General features: G+C 66.7%; 18 protein-coding genes, 1 tRNA gene and 1 pseudogene. 13 read left to right on the plus strand and 7 right to left on the minus strand.

All coding sequences use genetic code 11. The features are described 5' to 3' along the window. Positions 1-32 precede the first annotated feature (32 nt). A complete protein-coding gene (locus A5688_RS13875) occupies positions 33-518 on the plus strand; it encodes an Rrf2 family transcriptional regulator (RefSeq protein WP_067833337.1) in 486 nt (161 codons plus the stop codon). Positions 519-536: 18 nt separating this feature from the next. Here the strand turns inward: A5688_RS13875 and A5688_RS13880 are convergent, their stop codons facing one another. Together A5688_RS13880 and A5688_RS13885 are read right to left on the minus strand one after the other, a co-directional pair. After that, positions 537-926: a VOC family protein gene (locus A5688_RS13880; protein ID WP_067833339.1), complete on the minus strand. Its 390-nt coding sequence runs from the start codon at positions 924-926 to the stop codon at positions 537-539. Between the two features lie 46 nt (positions 927-972). Then, entirely contained in the window at positions 973-1,395 is a 423-nt protein-coding gene (locus A5688_RS13885; protein ID WP_067833342.1) for a VOC family protein, read from the minus strand. Positions 1,396-1,452: 57 nt separating this feature from the next. Here A5688_RS13885 and A5688_RS13890 point away from each other — a divergent pair, with 57 nt between their 5' ends. Further along, complete coding sequence (locus A5688_RS13890; protein WP_067911207.1) at positions 1,453-2,331, plus strand: LLM class flavin-dependent oxidoreductase; 879 nt, start codon at positions 1,453-1,455, stop codon at positions 2,329-2,331. Between the two features lie 75 nt (positions 2,332-2,406). Continuing rightward, positions 2,407-3,267, plus strand: a pseudogene (locus tag A5688_RS13895) (tetratricopeptide repeat protein); the annotation flags it as partial. A 979-nt stretch (positions 3,268-4,246) separates the two neighbouring features. Here the strand turns inward: A5688_RS13895 and A5688_RS13900 are convergent. After that, positions 4,247-5,974 carry an NAD-binding protein gene (locus A5688_RS13900; protein WP_067911214.1) on the minus strand — a complete coding sequence of 576 codons (1,728 nt, stop codon included), beginning with the start codon at positions 5,972-5,974 and terminating at the stop codon, positions 4,247-4,249. Between the two features lie 204 nt (positions 5,975-6,178). Between A5688_RS13900 and A5688_RS13905 the strand changes: the two genes are divergently transcribed. The 4 genes from A5688_RS13905 to A5688_RS13920 all read left to right on the plus strand — a co-directional run bounded on the left by A5688_RS13905 (position 6,179) and on the right by A5688_RS13920 (position 11,625). Beyond that, positions 6,179-7,153, plus strand: coding sequence for a hypothetical protein (locus A5688_RS13905; protein WP_067833350.1), 975 nt, complete (start codon positions 6,179-6,181; stop codon positions 7,151-7,153). Positions 7,154-7,296: 143 nt separating this feature from the next. After that, positions 7,297-10,161, plus strand: coding sequence for a hypothetical protein (locus tag A5688_RS27905; protein WP_207546666.1), 2,865 nt, complete (start codon positions 7,297-7,299; stop codon positions 10,159-10,161). Positions 10,162-10,177: 16 nt separating this feature from the next. Continuing rightward, positions 10,178-10,618, plus strand: a complete 441-nt coding sequence (locus A5688_RS13915) for a hypothetical protein (protein WP_131812448.1) — start codon at positions 10,178-10,180, stop codon at positions 10,616-10,618. Further along, complete coding sequence (locus A5688_RS13920; protein ID WP_082955118.1) at positions 10,615-11,625, plus strand: sensor domain-containing protein; 1,011 nt, start codon at positions 10,615-10,617, stop codon at positions 11,623-11,625. Before A5688_RS13915 ends, A5688_RS13920 begins: the two co-directional genes overlap by 4 nt. Positions 11,626-11,651: 26 nt before the next feature. Here A5688_RS13920 and A5688_RS13925 read toward each other — a convergent pair whose 3' ends face one another. Next, positions 11,652-12,023, minus strand: coding sequence for a nuclear transport factor 2 family protein (locus tag A5688_RS13925; RefSeq protein ID WP_067911599.1), 372 nt, complete (start codon positions 12,021-12,023; stop codon positions 11,652-11,654). A gap of 34 nt (positions 12,024-12,057) precedes the next feature. Here A5688_RS13925 and A5688_RS13930 point away from each other — a divergent pair, with 34 nt between their 5' ends. Next, complete coding sequence (locus tag A5688_RS13930; RefSeq protein WP_067833364.1) at positions 12,058-12,627, plus strand: NUDIX domain-containing protein; 570 nt, start codon at positions 12,058-12,060, stop codon at positions 12,625-12,627. Positions 12,628-12,697: 70 nt separating this feature from the next. Beyond that, positions 12,698-13,204, plus strand: a complete 507-nt coding sequence (locus tag A5688_RS13935; RefSeq protein WP_207546667.1) for a hypothetical protein — start codon at positions 12,698-12,700, stop codon at positions 13,202-13,204. 20 nt (positions 13,205-13,224) lie between these two features. Here A5688_RS13935 and A5688_RS13940 read toward each other — a convergent pair whose 3' ends face one another. Further along, on the minus strand, positions 13,225-13,512 hold the full coding sequence (locus A5688_RS13940) for a DUF732 domain-containing protein (RefSeq protein WP_067833367.1): 288 nt from the start codon (positions 13,510-13,512) through the stop codon (positions 13,225-13,227). Positions 13,513-13,796: 284 nt separating this feature from the next. Next, positions 13,797-14,528, minus strand: a complete 732-nt coding sequence (locus tag A5688_RS13945) for a glycoside hydrolase (protein WP_067911598.1) — start codon at positions 14,526-14,528, stop codon at positions 13,797-13,799. Positions 14,529-14,758: 230 nt separating this feature from the next. Between A5688_RS13945 and A5688_RS13950 the strand changes: the two genes are divergently transcribed. Together A5688_RS13950 and A5688_RS13955 are read left to right on the plus strand one after the other, a co-directional pair. Further along, positions 14,759-15,133 carry a hypothetical protein gene (locus A5688_RS13950; RefSeq protein ID WP_067911596.1) on the plus strand — a complete coding sequence of 125 codons (375 nt, stop codon included), beginning with the start codon at positions 14,759-14,761 and terminating at the stop codon, positions 15,131-15,133. 77 nt (positions 15,134-15,210) lie between these two features. Continuing rightward, positions 15,211-15,711, plus strand: a complete 501-nt coding sequence (locus A5688_RS13955; protein ID WP_067911594.1) for a nitroreductase family deazaflavin-dependent oxidoreductase — start codon at positions 15,211-15,213, stop codon at positions 15,709-15,711. 60 nt (positions 15,712-15,771) lie between these two features. Here A5688_RS13955 and A5688_RS13960 read toward each other — a convergent pair. Continuing rightward, positions 15,772-15,847: transfer RNA gene (locus A5688_RS13960), tRNA-Arg, on the minus strand. Positions 15,848-15,975: 128 nt separating this feature from the next. Here A5688_RS13960 and argS point away from each other — a divergent pair. Continuing rightward, positions 15,976-17,628 carry an arginine--tRNA ligase gene (argS, locus tag A5688_RS13965; protein WP_067911590.1) on the plus strand — a complete coding sequence of 551 codons (1,653 nt, stop codon included), beginning with the start codon at positions 15,976-15,978 and terminating at the stop codon, positions 17,626-17,628. Beyond that, the gene (gene lysA / locus A5688_RS13970) at positions 17,625-19,043 is read left to right on the plus strand and encodes a diaminopimelate decarboxylase (RefSeq protein ID WP_067911587.1); all 1,419 of its coding nucleotides are present in this window, start codon (positions 17,625-17,627) and stop codon (positions 19,041-19,043) included. Before argS ends, lysA begins: the two co-directional genes overlap by 4 nt. The last annotated feature ends 1 nt before the right edge of the window (position 19,044 follow it).

Raw genomic sequence — 19,044 nt, forward strand, 5'->3', positions numbered from 1 at the left:
AAATTGTGCCGCCGGGTGGCACAATCCTGTGAGTGCGCATGTCGGCGAAGGCGGAGTATGCCGTGCGGGCGATGATTCAGCTCGCCACGGTGCCCGACGGGACGCTGGTGAAGACCGACGACCTGGCCCAGGCGCAGGGCATTCCGCCGCAGTTTCTCGTCGACATTCTCACCAACTTGCGCACCGACCGGCTGGTGCGGAGCCATCGCGGTCGCGAAGGTGGCTACGAATTGGCCCGTCCCGGTAAAGACATCAGCATTGCCGATGTGCTCCGCTGCATCGACGGGCCGCTGGCCAGCGTCCGGGACATCGGACTCGGCGACTTGCCGTACTCGGGGCCGACGGCGGCGCTCACCGACGTCTGGCGTGCGCTGCGGGCCAGCATGCGGTCGGTGCTGGAGGAAACGACGCTGGCCGACGTCGCCACCGGTGGGCTGCCCAAGCACGTCGCCCAACTCGCCGATGACTATCGCAAGCAGGAAAGCCAGCGGCACGGCACCGCGCGCACCGGCGACTAAGCGAAAGCGCCTGCTCGCTCAGCCCGCCGAGCCGTACGGGCTGGTGAGAATCTCCATGGCGTGGCCGGACGGGTCGGGGAAATAGACCCCGCGCCCACCGTGGTTGTGGTTGATCTCGCCGGGGCGTTTGGCGCCCGGATCGGCCCAGTGCTGCAGGCCGCGCGAGGAGATCTTGTCGTAGATGGTGTCGAACTCCTCCTCGGACACCAGGAACGCGTAGTGCTGACGCGGGATGTCCGCGCCTTCGGGGGCATCCGCGTAGTCGAGACTTGCGCCGTGCTCGAGCTCGACAACCATGAAGTGGCCGAAAGGCTTTGGGCCGGGCAACCCGAACAGCTCGGCCAGGAACTCCGCGGATTCCCGCTTGTCGCGTGAGGCGACGATGGTGTGGTTGAAACTGATGGTCATAGTTCTTTCCAGTCAACCACTGAGCGCCCGGCGCGACAACGCCGCGTTATTTCGGTGCGGTCAGCTCCAGGGCGATGTTGTCGGGGTCGCGGAACTCCAGAATGTAGGACGGCCCGATGTCCTTGATCGGCTGGTGAACCACGCCGAGCTCATCGAGATGTGCTGCCGCCGAATCTAATTCGTCTTTGCTTCCGAGCCGGAAGGCAATGTGGTCGAGTCCGACGCGATCCTCGTCGAAGCGATCCGCGGCGACGGGCCGCAGCCCCAGCAGTGTGCCGCCCAGGTCGTAGATGACGCCGCCGAACAGGAAGCCCAACTGGTTGCGGGTGGCTTCGTCGGCGTTCTCGGGAACCTCCAACAGCACCGGCCAGCCGAACACGCTTTCGTAGAACTGCCGCGACCGCTCGATATCGGTCACGGTCAGCCGGACATGTGCGATGGAACTACTCGTGAACGCCACCTGCTCCATCGTTCCACTGAAGGGCCGCATGTTAAACATGCCAGAATCGCGGTCGTGCGAATTGCGATGACCATGCCGGTGATGGAGCCGGATCTGGATGCGACGGTGCTCGAGACCTGGGCGCGCGCCACTGACGAGGGCCCGTTCTCGTCGTTGTGCTGGGGCGAGCGGATCGCCTTCGACAACCCGGACAACCTGACGTTGCTGGGCGCGCTGGCGGCCTGGACCACGCGGGTCCGGCTGCTGACGACGGTCATCGTGCCCCAGCTGCACGATCCCGTCATGCTCGCCAAGGGGCTGGCGACCGGCGATGTGCTCAGCCGCGGCCGACTGACCGTGGGCATCGGCGTGGGCGGCCGGCAGGAGGACTACCGCGCCGTGGGTGCCGACCCGGCCACGCAGACGATGCGCGGCATGGCAGAACGCGTCGCGGTGATGAAGCGGGTCTGGGCGGGGGAGAAGACCACCGACTCGGTGCTGCCCGTCGGGCCCGCGCCGGTCCAGCCCGGTGGTCCGCCGCTGTTCGTCGGCAGCATCGGGCCGAAAACCATCCGTAGCGCGGCCGCGTGGGCCGACGGGCTGGCCGGCACCACCCTGGACCTCGACATCGCCAAGCAGAACGAGCTGTTCGACGTCACCCGAGAAGCCTGGGCGCAGGCCGGCAAGCCCAAACCCCACCTGATCACGTCGTTTTGGTTCGCGTTCGGGTCGCCCGAGGGGTCTCGCGAGCAGATTCACCGTCATCTGCGGCGCTACATGAACTGGATACCGGCCGAATACGTCGACGCGATGGCGCCGATGACGGGCTGGGCCGGCAGTGAGGACGAGCTGCTGGACGTGTTGCGCAGGTTCTCCGAGATCGGCACCGACGAAATTCAGCTGATCCCGACGAGCTCGGACGTCGATCAGCTGCATCGAGCCGCGGACGTGGCGGCCCGGCTGTAGTCTCCGCCGCGCGGCATCGCTACAGGTAGGGCGTGGTGAATTGCCGCATCGGCGCTGTAGCGGTTTCATTGGCGAATGACGCAGCAGGAGTTGCCCGCCCCGCTGGCCGAACTGACCGGGCTGATGATCGAGTGCGCGAACAACGGTGATTACGCCGGGGCCGCGCGGCAGGCGAACGAGCTGGTCACCCTCTGCCGCGCAACGTTGGGCGAGCGTCATCCCTCGGCCCTGGAGCTCAAGGTGTCGCTGGCCACGCTGCAGCTGCGAGCGGGCGATGACGCCGTCGCGTACGAAGAGTTCGCGCGGCTGATACCGGACCTCGTTGAGGTGCTCGGTCGCGATCACCTCAGCACCCTGACCGCCCGCCACCTGTTGGCGGGGCGGCAGCAACCTTCGCTGTCGTCGCTCGCCGAGTGGTCGCAGCTTTTCGCCGACGAACAGCGCATCCTGGGTGCCGACCACGAGAGCACGCTGGTGGCCCGCGAGAATGTCGCCGAAAAGCGCTGGGAGATAGGTGATGTCGTCGGTGCGATGGCCGAGGGCGAACACGTGCTCGCCGCGCGGCGCCGGGTGCTTGGCGACAATCATGCCGACACACTCGGTATGCGATTGATGCTGGCGATCTGGCGGGGCCGGGCGGGTAATGTCCCCGAGGCCGTCGCCGAGCTCGAATCGTTGATCGGCGAACTGCGCGAGCGTCTGGGAGACCACCACGCCCACCTGCTGATGGCGCGGCATATGTTCACGCTCTGGGCCCCGGAGCGGGCCGGGGTCACGGACGAGGTCGCCGCGTGGGAAGCGCTGGCCGAGGAGGAGGCGCGGGTACTCGGCGAAAAGCATCCGGTGACCCTGGCCGCGCGGCAGGCGCTGGCCGGATGGTGCGCCCGGCGCGGCGAGCCGGCGAGCGACTCCGGCGCGCACGAGTCGCTGGCCTGGTGGCTGAATTGGATCAACGTGTTGATCGACATGATGGCGGATACCTACTTGAAGGGCGCCGTGCCGCTGGACTATTCGGAGGCCTCGCTGCGGGCCCTGGAAGGGGTGGTGTGTCAGCGCTACCGCTATCCGATCCAATTGCTCAACGATGATCACTTCGCCGCGGGTGCGGCGGCGTATCTGGGCGAGACCTTGATGCGGGTGGGCGGCGGTGCCTGGGAGTGGACCACCGAGGCGACCGAGACGTCCTTCGACTGCCTGATCCGTGACTCCAATCTGCTGCTGAGCGCGGCCAGGCACCGCTGGCGGGCTATGGACGAGGACGAGGTCGATGCGGCGGGCCTGCCGATCGTGGCCCCGGATCCGGCCACGCAGCTTGCGAAGCTGTCCCCGCTGCACCTGCTGTTGGATGCCGTCGAGAGTGGTGGCGGCGGGGTCATGGCGGGCGTCTACCAAAGGTGGCGCCGCGCAGTCGATGAATCCGCTGCCGCCGACGCTGGCTGGTCGCCCGCCAAGGAGCGCACCCTGGCGGACGGTTTCTCCCGACCGCCGCCCGCACCGGTGCTCGATGCATGGCTCATCCGCCAGCGGCATCACTTCCCTGAATGGGCCGCGCGCTACCGCGGCCACTGGGACTACACCCCGGAAACGATCGACCGGCTGACCGAGCTCGTCGGCCGAGTCACCCCGACGGTCGAGGCCCTCAGGGATCCGGCGAACCGCGAATTCATCGAAGGCGCAATGTATTACCTCGGCGAAATGCTGCGCCGCAGGTATCCCTCGCGGTGGGTTTACCGCGAGTTTCACGACGACGACGACCCGGATCTGGCCAATTTCAGACTCCAACTCAACGGGGACGCCGGGTTCACCAGCCCCTTCTACCTGCTACACCTCATGCTGCTCGAGGGCAGTGACCCCGGCCGTGCCCGCGCCTTTTTCGACGATTGGGTGAGCTGAGTATTGGCGATTGCCGCGGTCTTCAGGTTGCCGCTTTATCCGCCGCGCGCTCGTTGTTCACCGAAGGCTCTTGCGGCGGCTGCCCCTTGCGCAGCGTCTCCAGCAGCTCGCGGTACGGCCCCACCAGGTAGACGGTGTCGCCGCCGCGAAGCCAGGCGTCGCGGCGCGGGTGTAGTTCGACAGGCGCATCCCGGCGGGTGATCGCGATGACGCGGGTCTGGGTGGACATTTCGAACATCCGCAGCCCGTCGAGTTCGCTACCGGCCGCCACGTGCATGGCACCGACCATGAACGAACGCTGGCCGACGGAGAACGTCCCGAGTACCTGCAGGCCCATCGCGGCGCCGATGAACCAGGGCGCGGCCAGGTCGACGGTGGAGCGGACGTTCTCGAAACCGAACCGCTTGGCCACCGCATCGCCCAGGGCACGGTCATAGATGCGCAGCACGATGGGCACGTCGGGCCGGTTTACCTCGGGCATCACCCGGGGGCCGAGCATCTCGCGCAGCACGATTCCGGTCTCGATGTTGACCATGTCGTCCTGAGTCAGCACCGCGACGGCCCGGGCGCGGTCGACCCGCGCCGACTCCAGCGTCTGGCGCAGCGTTGCGTCCCCGAAGATCACCGGCACGTCGAGTTCGTCTGCGGTCGAAAGGAATCGGTTGTTCTCGTCGCGCTCGATCACCGCGACGTCGTATCCGGCAGCGGTCAGGTCACCGACGACGCGGCTGCCGAACGAGCCCAGCCCGACGACGATGATGTGGTTGCGTAGGTGGCGTGCCCGCCGGACCCCGGCCGATTGGACGAACCGGCGCGAGAGCAGCAAGTCCGCCAGAAATGCGACGAGCAGGGCGGTGGTTGTCACTCCGGTGAACATCAGGGCTACCGCGAATATCCGCAGCCACGCGGACTGGTGGAGGAAGGTGAATTCGCCGTAGCCCACGGTGGTGATGGTCTCCGCGGTGAAGTACATGGCGTCCAGCCAGGACAGTCGCGGCTTCGTGTAGGAGTAGTGCACCACGGCCGTCGAAGCGAGCAGCAGGCTGAGCGCGAGCAGCATCGCCGGGAAGAGCATGGGATTGACGTCGTCGCGCATCGCCCGGGCGGCATCCGAGAAGCGCCGCATCCACGATTGCCGAGAGCGTGTCGCGCTCGGACGCGGCGTCCTGATGCCGCGTGCGGCCAGTTCGTCGGCGCTGCCGATCATGGCGGTCCAGTCGCCGGCGCGCACCCGATGATCTCGTCCGGGGCAGGGCACCACCTCGTCGGGCGTCGCGGCGTTCTCGCCGTGAATCACGGCCACCGGTGCCAGGTCGCCGTAGATCTCGCGAAGGGTCGCGTCGCGGGGCGCCTCAGCCCCCGAGACCAGGAACTTGATGCCGGCGGCCTCGACCGGGTGCGTGTGGCTCGCCAGACAGGCCTCGACGACCGACGGCGCCGCGAGGTCGGCGACGTCCAGGATGGCGCCGGGACCGTTGTCGGCGGCCACGGCTGCCCGCAGCACGTCGTTGCCCAAGCGGGCGACGACGCGCACATGGGGATTGGTTTTTCTTGCCAGCAAGGCGATTTCGAGGTTTTTCGCATCGTCGTCCCCGGCGCACACGATCGCGCTTGCGCGGGCGAGATTGGCTCCGGCGAGCTCCTCGCTGTGCAGCTTGATGATCGCGGCGCCCGCGCGGTTCAATTCCTCGGCGATCGTGGTCGCGAGCGCGTCGTCACCGCTGACGATGATGTGGCGGCGCGTGGTCATGGACGTCCCGCCGGGACGGCACGATTTCGTGCGCTGCGGCGTGGTGAGTCGTCCCGCATAAACCCCACCTCTGATGACATCGGCGCTCACTTATTGCTACGACTATCGGGCACGGTGCCGTTTGATGCCAGCGCGACATGTACTCGAAGCGGAAGACGATAATTGGCCGCGTCGTCGCTTGCCGGAACTGGATGGGAGAACGCGGTGGAGGGTGGGCCACTCGATTGGTGGTTGGACCGGGTCAATTTGTTGATCGACATGACGGGCGACGTCGATCTGGGCGGGGCAGTCGCGCTGGATTACTCCGAGGCGTCGTTGTCGGCGCTGGAGGTCGCGGCCCGAAACCGGCTGGCTGATCCGGCCGAAGCGCTCGATGACGAGCATCAGTCCTTTACCGCGGGGGTGGTGGCGTATCTGGGTGAGGCCTTGATGCGGGTCGGCGGCGGGCGGTGGGACTGGGTCGCCGAGGCGCCCGCCGACGCCGCGATCGATGATGCCGTGTTGTTGCGGCGGTTGTCTGAGCATCGTTGGCGCATCGACAGCGCGGGCGAGCCCGACGCTACGGGCTTTCCGATCATTCGCCCCGATTCCGATTCCGGGCTGGAGGCGTTGTCGCCGACGCATCTGCTTCTGGAGGCGCTCGCCGGCGACACCGCCGTGTTTGCCACGGTCTACCAGCGCTGGCAGGAGACGGTGAAATCTTATGCCGCAACGCATCCCGATTGGTCTCCGGTCAAAGAGCGCACCCTTGCCGACGGCCTGTTCAACGCTCCGGCGCCCTCGATGGTGCTGGACGACTGGCTCGCTCGCCAGGAGCAGCGGTTTCCCGACTGGGCGGCCCAGAACGGCGGAAACTGGGACTACACACCAGACAGCATTAATCGGTTGACCGACCTGGTATCGCGGAAAACGCCCACTGTGGTTGCCCTTCGGGATCCGGCTAATGCCGAGTTCGTCGAGGGTGCCAGCTACTACCTGGGCGAGATACTGCGGCGTGGCTGCCCGTCGCGTTGGGTGTACCGCGAGTTTCGCGACGAGGGCGACCCGATTACCGCCAACTTTCAGCTTCAGCTGAACGACGACGCCGGCTTTACCGGGCCGTTCCATCTGCTCTCCTTCATGCTCGAGCGTGGCGACCTCGGTCGTCCTCGTGCCTACTACGACGAATGGGTCGGCTGAATTCTCAAGCCCGCTAACCTCACTTAGGATCGCGACATCGTGTGCTTGGCCTTCGAGCGCGCGAGATCCGACGGGGAGGGCCGCATATGGCTCGGGTTTGGCTGATATGGCGTCGCGTCATTGCGACCGCTCTGGTTTTGGCATTGACAGTGCTGCTGGCGCCCACGCGCCAGGCCGTCGCCGATCCCGCACCGAAACTGCCCGGGTACGCCGCTGACCAGGATCCGCCGCCGGGCAAGACCCCGCTCAGCTACAAATTTCCGTCGGCTAATGGGCTCTCGGGGCTACCCGCACCGAGCCGCGCCGCCTTGATCGATATCAATACCAGGGGTAAGTACACCGCCGGCACCGAGCAGCACCTCTACAAGAGTTGGCTGGTCTACCAGAACCAGCGGGCGCCCGCGGTCGCGAATCCGTTGAGCTGGGCAGACTATCGCGACGCTTACGTGCGCGCCTTCAACAATCGAAACACCGGCACCAGCTTCGAAACTGCGCTCGATCAAGAGCTGAAGTTGACGGAAAACGGTTATATCCGCAACCGAAAGATCAAGAACACGTCGATCAACCGGCGCCCGGATTTCCATAACGGTCAGGAGATCGTCGAGATCAAGACCGGGGCGGTCGACAAGGCGCAGCTCGAAGACTTTCTGCGCATCGCGCAACAGACCGGTCGGCGGGTGGTGTACATCTTCCCGGACAAGCCGCCGGCGGCGACGCTTCAGGCCATGCTTTCCGCCGCCCAAGGCTTGGGCGCATCCGACCGGCTGTTCGTCCGGTACTACCCGACGGTGGGCGTGCCCGAGCCGTCCGGGAAAGCCGTCCTCGCCAGCGGCGGACAGAACCCGGTCAACGGCGGTGCCGATCAAACTACCGGCGCGTCTCCTGACTCGCCCGCCCAGGCAATCGAACAAGCCTTCGTCTCAGGCCAGGTCAACGCCGACATGGACATCGAACAGGCGGCCCAGGATCCCGAGTCCGTGCCCGAGTCGGTGCCGGTCTCGGCACCGGCCCCCGCTCCGGGGCAGCAGGCCCCTGGTTCGGCTCCGGCGCCCGCCCCGGCGCAGCCCGCGCCCGGCGCGGTTCCGGCGCCCGCCCAGCCCGCGCCCGGCTCGGTTCCGGCGCCCGGTTCGGTTCCGGCGCCCGTCCAGCCCGCGCCCGTCCAGCCCGCGCCCGCCCAGCCGGTGCCCGCCCAGCCGGCCCCCCGGCCGGTTTCTGGCCCCATGCCGATCAATCCGGGAGCCGTTGTCGGTCCGATCGTCGATGCGGGAGTCCTCGCGGGGGTGACTGCCGCCAACACCGTCGCCGGCATCATCGGCGCCGCGACCGGCGGCGCGGCCGCCGTCTTGGCCAATGTCACCGGCGGCCTGGTCAGCGGCATCGCCGGCGCGGTAACCGGGGGAATCGTGGGTGGCGTCGCGAGCGGGATCGGCGGCGGCGTGGCGAGCGGGGTCAGTGCCGTTTCCAGCGGGATCGGCGGCGTGCTGGGCGGCGTCGATTTCTCCACGCTGCAGCTCCGCTACATCTCCGACACCGATCTCAACGGCAACGGCGTGCAGTATTCCTTCGCCGCCAATACGCAAACCGGCGCTACGCCGTCCTTCGGCGGTAATGCCAACGCGTACATGGCTTCCGACTCGTTTTTCGTCTGGCTCGCGCTACCGACATCGGCGTTCACGGTGAACCTCAACCCGAACGAACCGGACCGCATCATCGATGCACAGTTCGGCCGCACCGACGCCGGGCGGATCCTGCTGGAAGCCGACTACACCATGAAGCAGGCCACGGCGAAGCTCGTGGACCCGGCCACCCCGGATGGCCGCCGCTTCTTGGATGCCCTGCAGGGAGCGAAATGCTTTTCCCCGCAACGCAAGTGGATCATTCCGTTGCCGGCCAGCGTGTCGGCCCAAGGCGACTCGATGTACATCCTGGACGCTCCGCTGGATGTGAAGCTCGAGATCGAGGGACCCGACCTGAAGCCGGGCATCGGCTGCCCGGCCCAGGATGCGGGCATCACCCGCCAGAACGACGACCTGTACCGGACCATGATCCTGCCGAAGATCGTCGACGAGGTGAACCACGCGCCCGAGTACGCCGACCTGCGCCGTGTCTATGCCAGCCGGATCGCCGCCGAGTGGTACCGGCAACGCAGCAAGACGAAAGCCACCGCCTACTCGAAAATCGTTGACTCGGGGAACATCGACGCCTGGACCTCCAAGGAGCCCTTCAGCCCGCAGGAACTCTTCGGCCGCTACCGCAAGTCCTTCTACGAGGGGGACGCGACCTACACCTGGCAGACCGGCGACCGCACCACCTGGAAATTGACCATCGGCGGCGTCGATTTCACCAACATCCCCATGGTCAACATGACGCCGAAGGACTTCGCCAAGGACCATCCCAACCTGCCCGCGACCGCAAGCGGCTCGCTGTTCGGGCCGCGGCTGCAGAGTTCGGCACAGCAGAGTTCCGCCCAGCGAGTGTGGCTGGGCGGCCTGACCAGTGCGCGACCCATGAGCCAGGTGTGGACCGGCGATCCGGGTGTGCTTATCCCCATGCCGAAGTCGGTGTTCGGCACGTCGCTGAGCCCGATCATGTACGCCGCGATCGTGTTGCCGTTGGCCGCGTGGATCGGTGTCGGGGGTGCGCTGTGGTGGCGCCGCAGGCGGACGGTCGGCGCGGCTGAGGGCGACGGCGGTGGACCCCACGGCGGCGCCGGTGAAACCGGTTCGGGGCTAAAGGGATCGACGAATGGATCCTGGGAAGGGTCGGACATCCTCAGTGCCCCCCTCAGCCGCGCCGCCACCCGCCGCGCCGCCACCCGACGCGCCGCGACCACCCGCCGCGCCGCGACCACCCGCCGCGCCGCGACCACCCGCGGCCCAAAAGGTCGCCGATTTGTCCCCGGCCACCGTGTTTTTCGGCAGCTATGTGTTCGCCGGCATCGCCGCGCTGTTATTGGCGACGGCGATCGCCGTGCTGATTGCGATCTCGGATTTCCGTTCGCGTGGTAGTACCTCCGGCCCGATTATGGTTGCCGCAGCCGCCGGACTGATCGTCGTCGCAGCGTTAGTGGTGTCACTGGGCGTGCTCGACGATCGCGGACGCGGCTGGGCCCGGTTGGTGACCTGGGGCATCTGCGGCATCGGACTGTGTGCGGGAATAGCCGTCTTCGTCCTCGACCCGGGGGAGTCCGTCGCGTGGTTCGGCCAATTGCTACACGTGGGTGCCGTCGTGGCGATGATCATCTCGGTCGCATCCGCCATCTTGCTCGCGCTCCCGAAGTCCAACGCGTACTTCCAGTCGGGCCGCCGACCCCAACCCGTTGCCGCGCCAGCCTTTCCGCAACCATCTGCCTTCTCCGCGTCACCGGCCCCGTATCGACCCCCGGCGTCGCCCCAACCGCCGGCAAGTTCCGCGCCACCCCCAGGGTGCCCCGCGAATGACTCCGACTACGACCCGTTCTCATGACGGCTAGCTGGCCGGGCCCCAGCTGGCCCAACCCCTTCGACCCTGGCGCTCCGCCGCCCCCGCCGCCGGACCAGCCGCCGCCCCGTCCGCCCTCCGACGAAATGAACACGCTGGCGACGCTGTCGGTGGTGTTCGCGTTTCTGCTGGCCCCGGTGGGCGTGGTGTTGGGGCACTTCGCTCTTGCCGATATCCGTCGCCGCGGCGACCGCGGCCGCAACCGTGCGCTGGTTGGCCTGACGCTGTCCTACACCTTCACCGTGATCGCCGTCGTGGCGCTGGTGCTGTGGGCGACCCTGGGCAACAACTACTCCGGCCCGTCAACGGCGCACTCCGGGGAAACCACCGCCGCCGGCGGGGCGAAGCCCAGCGCCGCTGCGTCCGCGCCGCCCGAGCCCTCGGTGACGGCCGAAGGCCTACAGTCGCTGGTGCTCACCGGGGAAGATGTAGGAGGGCTGATCAAGGCGCCCGGCATGTACGTCAACAAGACGTGGACTCAAACGCACGAACTGCAGCCCGGCGACAGCTTCGACCCCCCGGAGTGCACCGAAGCGGTGTTCAACGGCCTGACGGCGTCCTATCGCGACAGCGGTTACCGCGCCATCTATGGCGTGGACCTGGGCCAGCACACCAATGGCTTCCCGCACGGGGTTTCCGAGTTCGTCGCGTCATTCGACAATGCCGCGGCCGCAAAGACTTTCGTCACCAGCGCCGTCAACCAGATCAACGGCTGCGCCGGGAAACAATTGACCTATTCCCACGGCGGTGTGTCCGGTATCTACACCGTCGGAACGCCGGTGCAAACCGGTCCGGTGACCTCGGTGCGCAGCACGCTGGGGACCGTGCACGACAACGGGCGGACCACCGATGTCGGGAGCCAGCACACCAGCGCGCTGCGGGCCCTGGCGGCCAAGGCCAACGTCGTGGTCGACGTCGATGTGATCGGGCGCGATCTGGGTGACGACGCCACCGCGATCGTCCGGGGCATGCTCGGCCGAATTCCGAGTTGACCTGCCTACCAACAGAGTTGACGGGCCTACAACACCTGAACGTCTGCGGGTGACCAGAACGCGCGCATCGACGTGATCTTGGCGTCCCCGTCGAACGACATCGTCGAGATGGGCGAGATTCGGGTGCGGCTATCACCCGCGTCGAGCGTCAGATGCCACAAGAAGGCGGCTTCGCTCCCGGAGATCCGCAATTCGGCGAGTTCGGTGTCCTTCTTCGCGTCCTGGAATCCCGCATAGAAGCCGCGGATGGCGTCGTGGCCGCGGCGAATGTCTGACCCGATCGGATCCTCGATCGTGGCGTCGGCGGCGTAGAGGGTCACGATCTCGTCGGCGGTGCCCGTGGCCACCAGCGCAAGGTAGCGATTGACGGTCTCGGTGATGGCTTCTGCGGACGGCATAGCTTCGGACGCTACTCCTCGCCGTCATCGCCGCATGAGTCGCGGTATTCGCGGCAATACTGGCGGCGTGACTTTCATCGAACGCCTCGCCAGCCGTGAGATCTACCGCAACAAGTGGATGGTGCTGCGAGAGGACGACATCCGCCGGCCCGACGGCAGCGAGGGCATCTACAGCGTTGTGGACAAGCCGGCCTACGCGCTCGTGATGCCTTACGACGGGCGGCGCTTTCGGTTGGTCGAGCAGTTTCGCTATCCCCTCGGCGAACGGCGTTGGGAGTTCCCCCAGGGCACCGCTCCCGACTTGGCCGATGCCGAACCGGTCGAGTTGGCCGAGCGTGAGTTACGTGAGGAAACCGGTTTGCGCGCAACGTCGTTCGAGGCACTCGGCCAGCTCGACGTCGCTCCGGGAATGTCCAGTCAACGTGGCTGGGTGTTCTTGGCCACGGGTATCGCCGAGGGGCAGGCCGACCGCGAGCATGAGGAGCAGGACATGCGCAGTGAGTGGTTCGCGCGCGAAGAGCTCGAGCAGATGATTCGCGGGGGAGTCATCGCCGATGCGCAATCTGTGGCCGCCTATGGGCTGTTCCTGTTGCGCCGTCGATGATCCCTGGGCAGATCCCGATTGTGTCCGCGCCGAGATCGCGCCGCGTCATAAGACGCCCACCATTGACGCAATGCGGCCGTTTCGGGTAGTTGCGGTGCTCGCTGCCGTCATCACCTCCGTCATCGGCACACCCGCCATCTGTGCGAACGCGATGTCACCGTCGTGGAACGGCAAATATTCGTTGGTCAGGTACGCGGCCAATAAATCCGGTACCAGCGTCGCCGCCTCCCAAGCCGAACCGACTTTCAGTGCGGATTACGTCTTCACCACCGCATGCTCATCGGGCACGTGCGTGGCTACCGCCACCAACGGCCCCGCGCCCAAAAACCCGACGCTGCCCCGGCCTTCGCACTACACGTGGGACGGCGCCAGGTGGGTCGAGCGCTTTGACTTCCAATGGGATTGCTACATGGGCGAAGGCGTGCCGAAGGTGTGGGCACCCGCCAGGTCGTGGGCCTTCTACACGCCGCAGCCGGACCGATCGTTGCGTGGCACCTGGCACACCGACATCAGCAGCGGCCCATGCCGTGGAACCGTCGAAATGCCGGTGGCGGCGTTCGCCGCCGGGCCGGCATGACGGAGAGACCTCGGGGTTGGTTAGGGGCAGTAGTTCGATTCCGCCGCGCTGACGATCGCTGCGGCGTCCGCGTAGTTGAAGGAACTGTTCAAGCCGGAATGAACATCGGTGGCCAGCTCGTCGGGAGTCTTGCCCGCGGCGCGGTCTGAGCAGATGGCGTGGCCGAGCGAAATCAGCGTGCCTTCTCCGCCCGGCTGCCACGCCACGCCGATCTTCTTCAGCTGGGCCAGGTACCCGTCATCGTCGGCGACCGCAACCCCGCTACCTACCGATAACACGGCAGCAACGACGGCCGGAATGCATAACACGCGCAGCCCGCAAACAGCCTTCACGCTCGGCTCCTTCTATCTGTAGTGGTGACAATGGCCTCATTATGCTGCCTTTGGCGCCGGATCGCGCGGCGAACAGCAAAAGCTGGCAAACCATCCGTCAGCAACTGTGTCCCCCGGTCAGCAATCTCGGGTCATCGCTGTGGCTACTGCTTGGGCTTCGGGTTGTCGGGCCCGGGCGCCCGCGTCTACCCGCAGGATCAGGCGCGCTGTCCGCGCTACGGACGATGCCTGATTCCGTTGCCGCGCAATGACTTCGCGGATCAGCCCGATGGCGTCGGGGACATCGAGGCGATGTAATAGGTTTCGTGTCCGGTCGGGTAGCCGCCGCCGCCCGTGGCGATATGAACATGGTCGTAGTGGTCGGCGGTTTCTGAGCCCAGATCCGCCATCCAGTTGCCGCCGCCGACTCCCGGATAGATCTTCTGCCGCCAGATCACGTGGTTGATGCCCCATCGCTTCGTGTTCGCCAGGGCGTATCCGGCGATCTGGTTGCCGAGCTCGATGCCCTCGGGGGAATGGTAATTCGGGATCATCACGTCGATCGCCAACCCGTTGGGGTGCCACGGCAACGGGTCCTGCCGGTACCCGTAGATGGTTTTGATCTGGGGGAAGAGCACGCCGATGGCGCGGGCCGCCCAGATGGTCTTGACCTGTAATCGATCCTCGGACCCGACGCCGCGAGGCAATGCGAGCTGGAATTGCTGGCCGGCAGAAGCGGCGGGCGGTGCCAGCGCCGTCAGCGCCTCCACCTCGGCCGGGGTGGCGGTGCGTGGCGCGCTGGCGGGCGGTCGAGCCGCCACGGCGCTGCTGGTGGTGGTGGGGCTCGCCGCGGGTGCCTCGACGCAGCACCGTGTCTTGGTGCCCTGCGCGTGGATCATGGCGGCGGAGACGATCAGCGAGGCGGCGATCGCAAGCCATCGCCCCCGGCCCTTAGCGAACACCTTCGCGCTCACGACCAGCAGCTTAATGTCGTCTGGGACGCGTGGGGCCATCTTTCGCAACACAGGTGCGCTCGGAATGAGCTGAGTTCTTCGGGGCGCGCATTAATCTCTCCGATCGATTCGATTCGGTTCGGGGGCCGGGGAGGCCGAGGCCAGCTGCCGCCTCGTCGTCAAGATTCGAGGCGTCGCGCCAGGCAGAACTGGGTAAACCAACGCAGTAGCGCTCGCGGGCCACGCGCTTCAGGTTCGGGATCGGGTCACCAGTCGAAAGGCGGCATCGCATGGTTCGTGACCAAGGGGGCCGGTGGGACGTCAGCATCAAGGACAACGCGGTCTGCGTTGAGCGCATCTCTGAGAGCGACGAGCGGGTATTCGACGACCTGTTACAAGCCGAGGAAGCGCGTGACCTGGCCGGGCTTCTGACGAAGTACGCGACCAAGCTCGACGAGTCCGAAGACTCCGGTAAGGGCGGCGAGTCGGAGACGGACGATAAGTCCGAGGACTCCGAGAAATCCGAGAAGTCGGACAACTCCGAGAAGTCGGACAACTCCGAGAAGTCTGAGAACAAGTCCGACGACTCCGACGACGACGAGACGGACGAGAAGGCCGAGAAAGAGTCCGACGACTCCGACGACTCCGACGATTCGTCAGACTAGGAAAGCCGGCCGGACCGCCGGCCCCTGTAGTCACGAATACGCGCGTGCGCGCGTGCGGCTTCGGCGAGAATGGACCCATGTCGGGCCTGTCCTTCGAAGAAGCCAACGCGTTCCATCGGTTTATGCGCACCTTCGCGGCCACCAGAGTGGGTGTGGCGATCCTGCGTCCGACGGCACACCATTTGGACCGGCTCATCACCAAAGTCAGTGGTGGCAGGAGCAGCTTCGCCGGACTGGCTACCGGTGTTCCGGTGGTCATGCTCACCTCCACCGGTGCCAAATCCGGAGAACCCCGCACCACCGCCGTCTACGGAATCCCGCATCCTGACGGCCTCAGCCTCATCGCGTCCAACTTCGGTGGGGCAAAGCACCCGGCCTGGTACTACAACCTCAAGGCCAACCCAGAGGCGACGGTCACGATCGGGCGGGAAACCTGGCGCGCCACCGCCCGAGTTGCCACGCCCAGCGAGCGGGACGAGATCTGGGCGAAGGGCCTGCAGATCTACCCGGGTTGGCGAAAGTACGAGTCGCGGGCGGGGGACCGCCACATCGAGGCGTTCATCTTGAGCCGGTCTTAGAGGCGCGCGTTGCGCCGGTTCGCGATCACCGAATGGGCGGCGATAACTGCTAGTCAGATGTGGTGCCCCCGGCAGGATTCGAACCTGCGGCCTTCTGCTCCGGAGGCAGACGCTCTATCCCCTGAGCTACGGGGGCGCACGGACATACCTCGTTGCGCCATGGGGCTTTCGAACTAGCACGGACAGACTAACGCATCGAAGCGGCCGCCCTGCCACCGCAATGGATTCGAGGCGGGGGCACCTCAGCCAATAGGATGGACGCTCGTGACCCCCGCTGACCTCGCTGAGCTGCTCAGAAACACCGCCGCCGCGGTGCTGGCCGAGCGCGGGCTGGATGCTGCCGCGCTGCCGCAGTCGGTCACCGTGGAGCGCCCCCGCAATCCCGAGCATGGTGATTACGCCAGCAACCTGGCGCTGCAGCTGGGCAAGAAGGTCGGCGCCAACCCCCGCGAGCTGGCCGGATGGCTCGCCGAGGCGCTGTCAGCGGCCAACGGCATCACGTCGGCGGAGGTGGCCGGACCCGGCTTTATCAACCTGCGTCTCGAGGCGTCGGCGCAAGCCGTCGTCGTCACCAACGTCATCGACGCCGGCGACCGCTTCGGTCACTCCGACGCGCTGGCCGGCCGCAACATCAACCTGGAATTTGTCTCCGCCAACCCGACCGGACCCATCCACATCGGCGGGACCCGCTGGGCAGCCGTGGGCGACGCGCTGGGCCGGCTGCTGTCCACCCAGGGCGCCGCCGTGGTGCGCGAATACTATTTCAACGACCACGGGACCCAGATCGACCGGTTCGCCAGCTCGCTGATCGCCGCGGCCAAGGGCGAGCCCACCCCGGAGGACGGCTACGCCGGCGCCTACATCAACGACATCGCCGCCCAGGTGCTGCAGAAGGCGCCGGACGCGCTGAGCCTGCCCGCCAGCGAGATGCGCGAGACCTTCCGCGAAATCGGTGTCGACCTGATGTTCACCCACATCAAGGAGTCGCTGCACGAGTTCGGCACCGACTTCGACGTCTACACCCACGAAGACTCGATGCACACCAGCGGCCGGGTCGACCAGGCCATCGCCATGCTGCGCGAGACGGGCAACATCTACGAGAAGGACGGCGCAACGTGGTTGCGCACCAGCGCCTTTGGTGACGACAAGGACCGCGTCGTCATCAAAAGCGACGGCAAGCCGGCGTACATCGCCGGTGACATCGCCTACTACCTGGACAAGCGGGAGCGCGGTTTCGACCTGGCCATCTACATGTTGGGCGCCGACCACCACGGATACATCGCCCGGCTCAAGGCCGTGGCGGCGGCGTTCGGCGACGACCCGGCCACCGTCGAGGTGCTCATCGGTCAGATGGTCAACCTGGTCCGCGACGGCGCGCCGGTCCGGATGAGCAAGCGGGCCGGCACGGTGATCACGCTCGACGACCTCGTCGAGGCGATCGGCGTCGACGCCGCGCGCTACAGCCTGATTCGTTCCTCGGTGGACACCCCCATCGACATTGACCTCGCGCTGTGGTCGTCGGCGTCGAACGAAAACCCGGTCTACTACGTGCAATACGCGCACGCCCGGCTCTCGGCGCTGGCCCGCAACGCCGCCGAACTCGGCCTGATCCCCGACACCGGGCACCTGGAGTTGCTCAGCCACGACAAGGAGGGGACGCTGCTGCGTACCCTCGGCGAGTTCCCGCGGGTGCTCAGCACGGCGGCGACGCTGCGCGAACCCCACCGGGTGTGCCGGTATTTGGAAGACCTCGCCGGCGACTACCACCGGTTCTACGACGTATGCCGGGTGTTGCCGCAAGGCGACGAGCAACCCACCGATCTGCACACCGCGCGCCTGGCGCTGTGCCAGGCGACCCGCCAGGTGATTGCCAACGGACTGGCGATACTGGGCGTCACCGCTCCGGAGCGAATGTGAACGTTCACCCCGCCGGTCCTCGACACGCCGAAGAGACCCGCCACGCCGAAAGCCCGCTGCGGCCGCAATCCCCCGAGGAGTTGCTGCTGCTGGCGCCGAATGTGTGGCCCCGCAACGTCGCTCGCGACGAAACGGGAGCCGCCAGCATCGCGGGCGTCACGGTGAACGAACTCGCACAGGAATACGGCACCCCGCTGTTCGTCATCGACGAGGACGACTTTCGGTCCCGCTGCCGGGAGATCGCGTCGGCCTTCGGCGGCGGCAAGAACGTGCACTACGCCGCCAAGGCGTTCCTGTGCAGCGAGATCGCGCGCTGGATCGACGAGGAAGGCCTGTCGCTCGACGTGTGCACCGGCGGCGAGCTGGCCGTCGCGCTGCACGCCGACTTCCCGCCGGAGCGGATCACCTTCCACGGCAACAACAAATCCGTCGCCGAACTGACGGCGGCGGTCAAAGCCGGTGTTGGCCATGTCGTGTTGGATTCGATGGTCGAGATCGATCGTCTCGACGCCATCGCGGGGGAGGCGGGCATCGTCCAGGATGTCTTCGTTCGTCTCACCGTCGGCGTCGAGGCGCACACCCATGAGTTCATCTCCACCGCACACGAGGACCAGAAGTTCGGGTTGTCGCTGGCCAGCGGCGCGGCTCTGGACGCCGTCGGCAAGGTATTCGACACGCAAAACCTGCGGTTGGTGGGCCTGCACAGTCACATCGGTTCACAGATCTTCGACGTCGCCGGCTTCGAACTCGCCGCCCGCCGGGTCCTTGGTCTGCTGCATCAGGCCGTCGAACAATTCGGCGTCCAGAAGACCGCACAGATCTCGACGGTGGATCTGGGTGGCGGACTGGGCATCTCGTACCTCGCCGCGGACGATCCGCCGCCGATGGGCGAACTGGCCGCCAAACTGGGCGAGATCGTTCGCAACGAGTCGGCGGCCGTGGGCCTGCCGACCCCACGGCTGGTGGTCGAGCCGGGGCGGGCCATCGCGGGGCCCGGCACCATCACGCTCTACGAGGTGGGCACCGTCAAGGATGTCGACGTGAGCGCTACCGCACACCGGCGCTACGTCAGCGTCGACGGCGGCATGAGCGACAACATCCGCACCGCGCTCTACGACGCGCAGTACGATGCCCGGCTGGTCTCGCGGCTCAGCGATTCGCCCGCCGAGCTGGCCCGTGTCGTCGGAAAGCATTGCGAGAGCGGCGATATCGTCGTGCGCGACACCTGGGTGCCCGGGGACCTGCGGCCCGGTGACCTGATCGGCGTGGCCGCCACCGGCGCCTACTGTTATTCATTGTCGAGTCGTTACAACATGATCTGCCGCCCCGCCGTTGTCGCGGTGCGTGACGGGCGTGCGCGTCTGGTCCTGCGTCGCGAGACGGTCGACGATCTACTGAGTCTGGAAGTGAGGTGAA

Origin of the sequence: Mycobacterium mantenii, assembly GCF_001667865.1 — a bacterium.
GTDB classification, from domain to species: Bacteria; Actinomycetota; Actinomycetes; order Mycobacteriales; family Mycobacteriaceae; genus Mycobacterium; species Mycobacterium mantenii_A.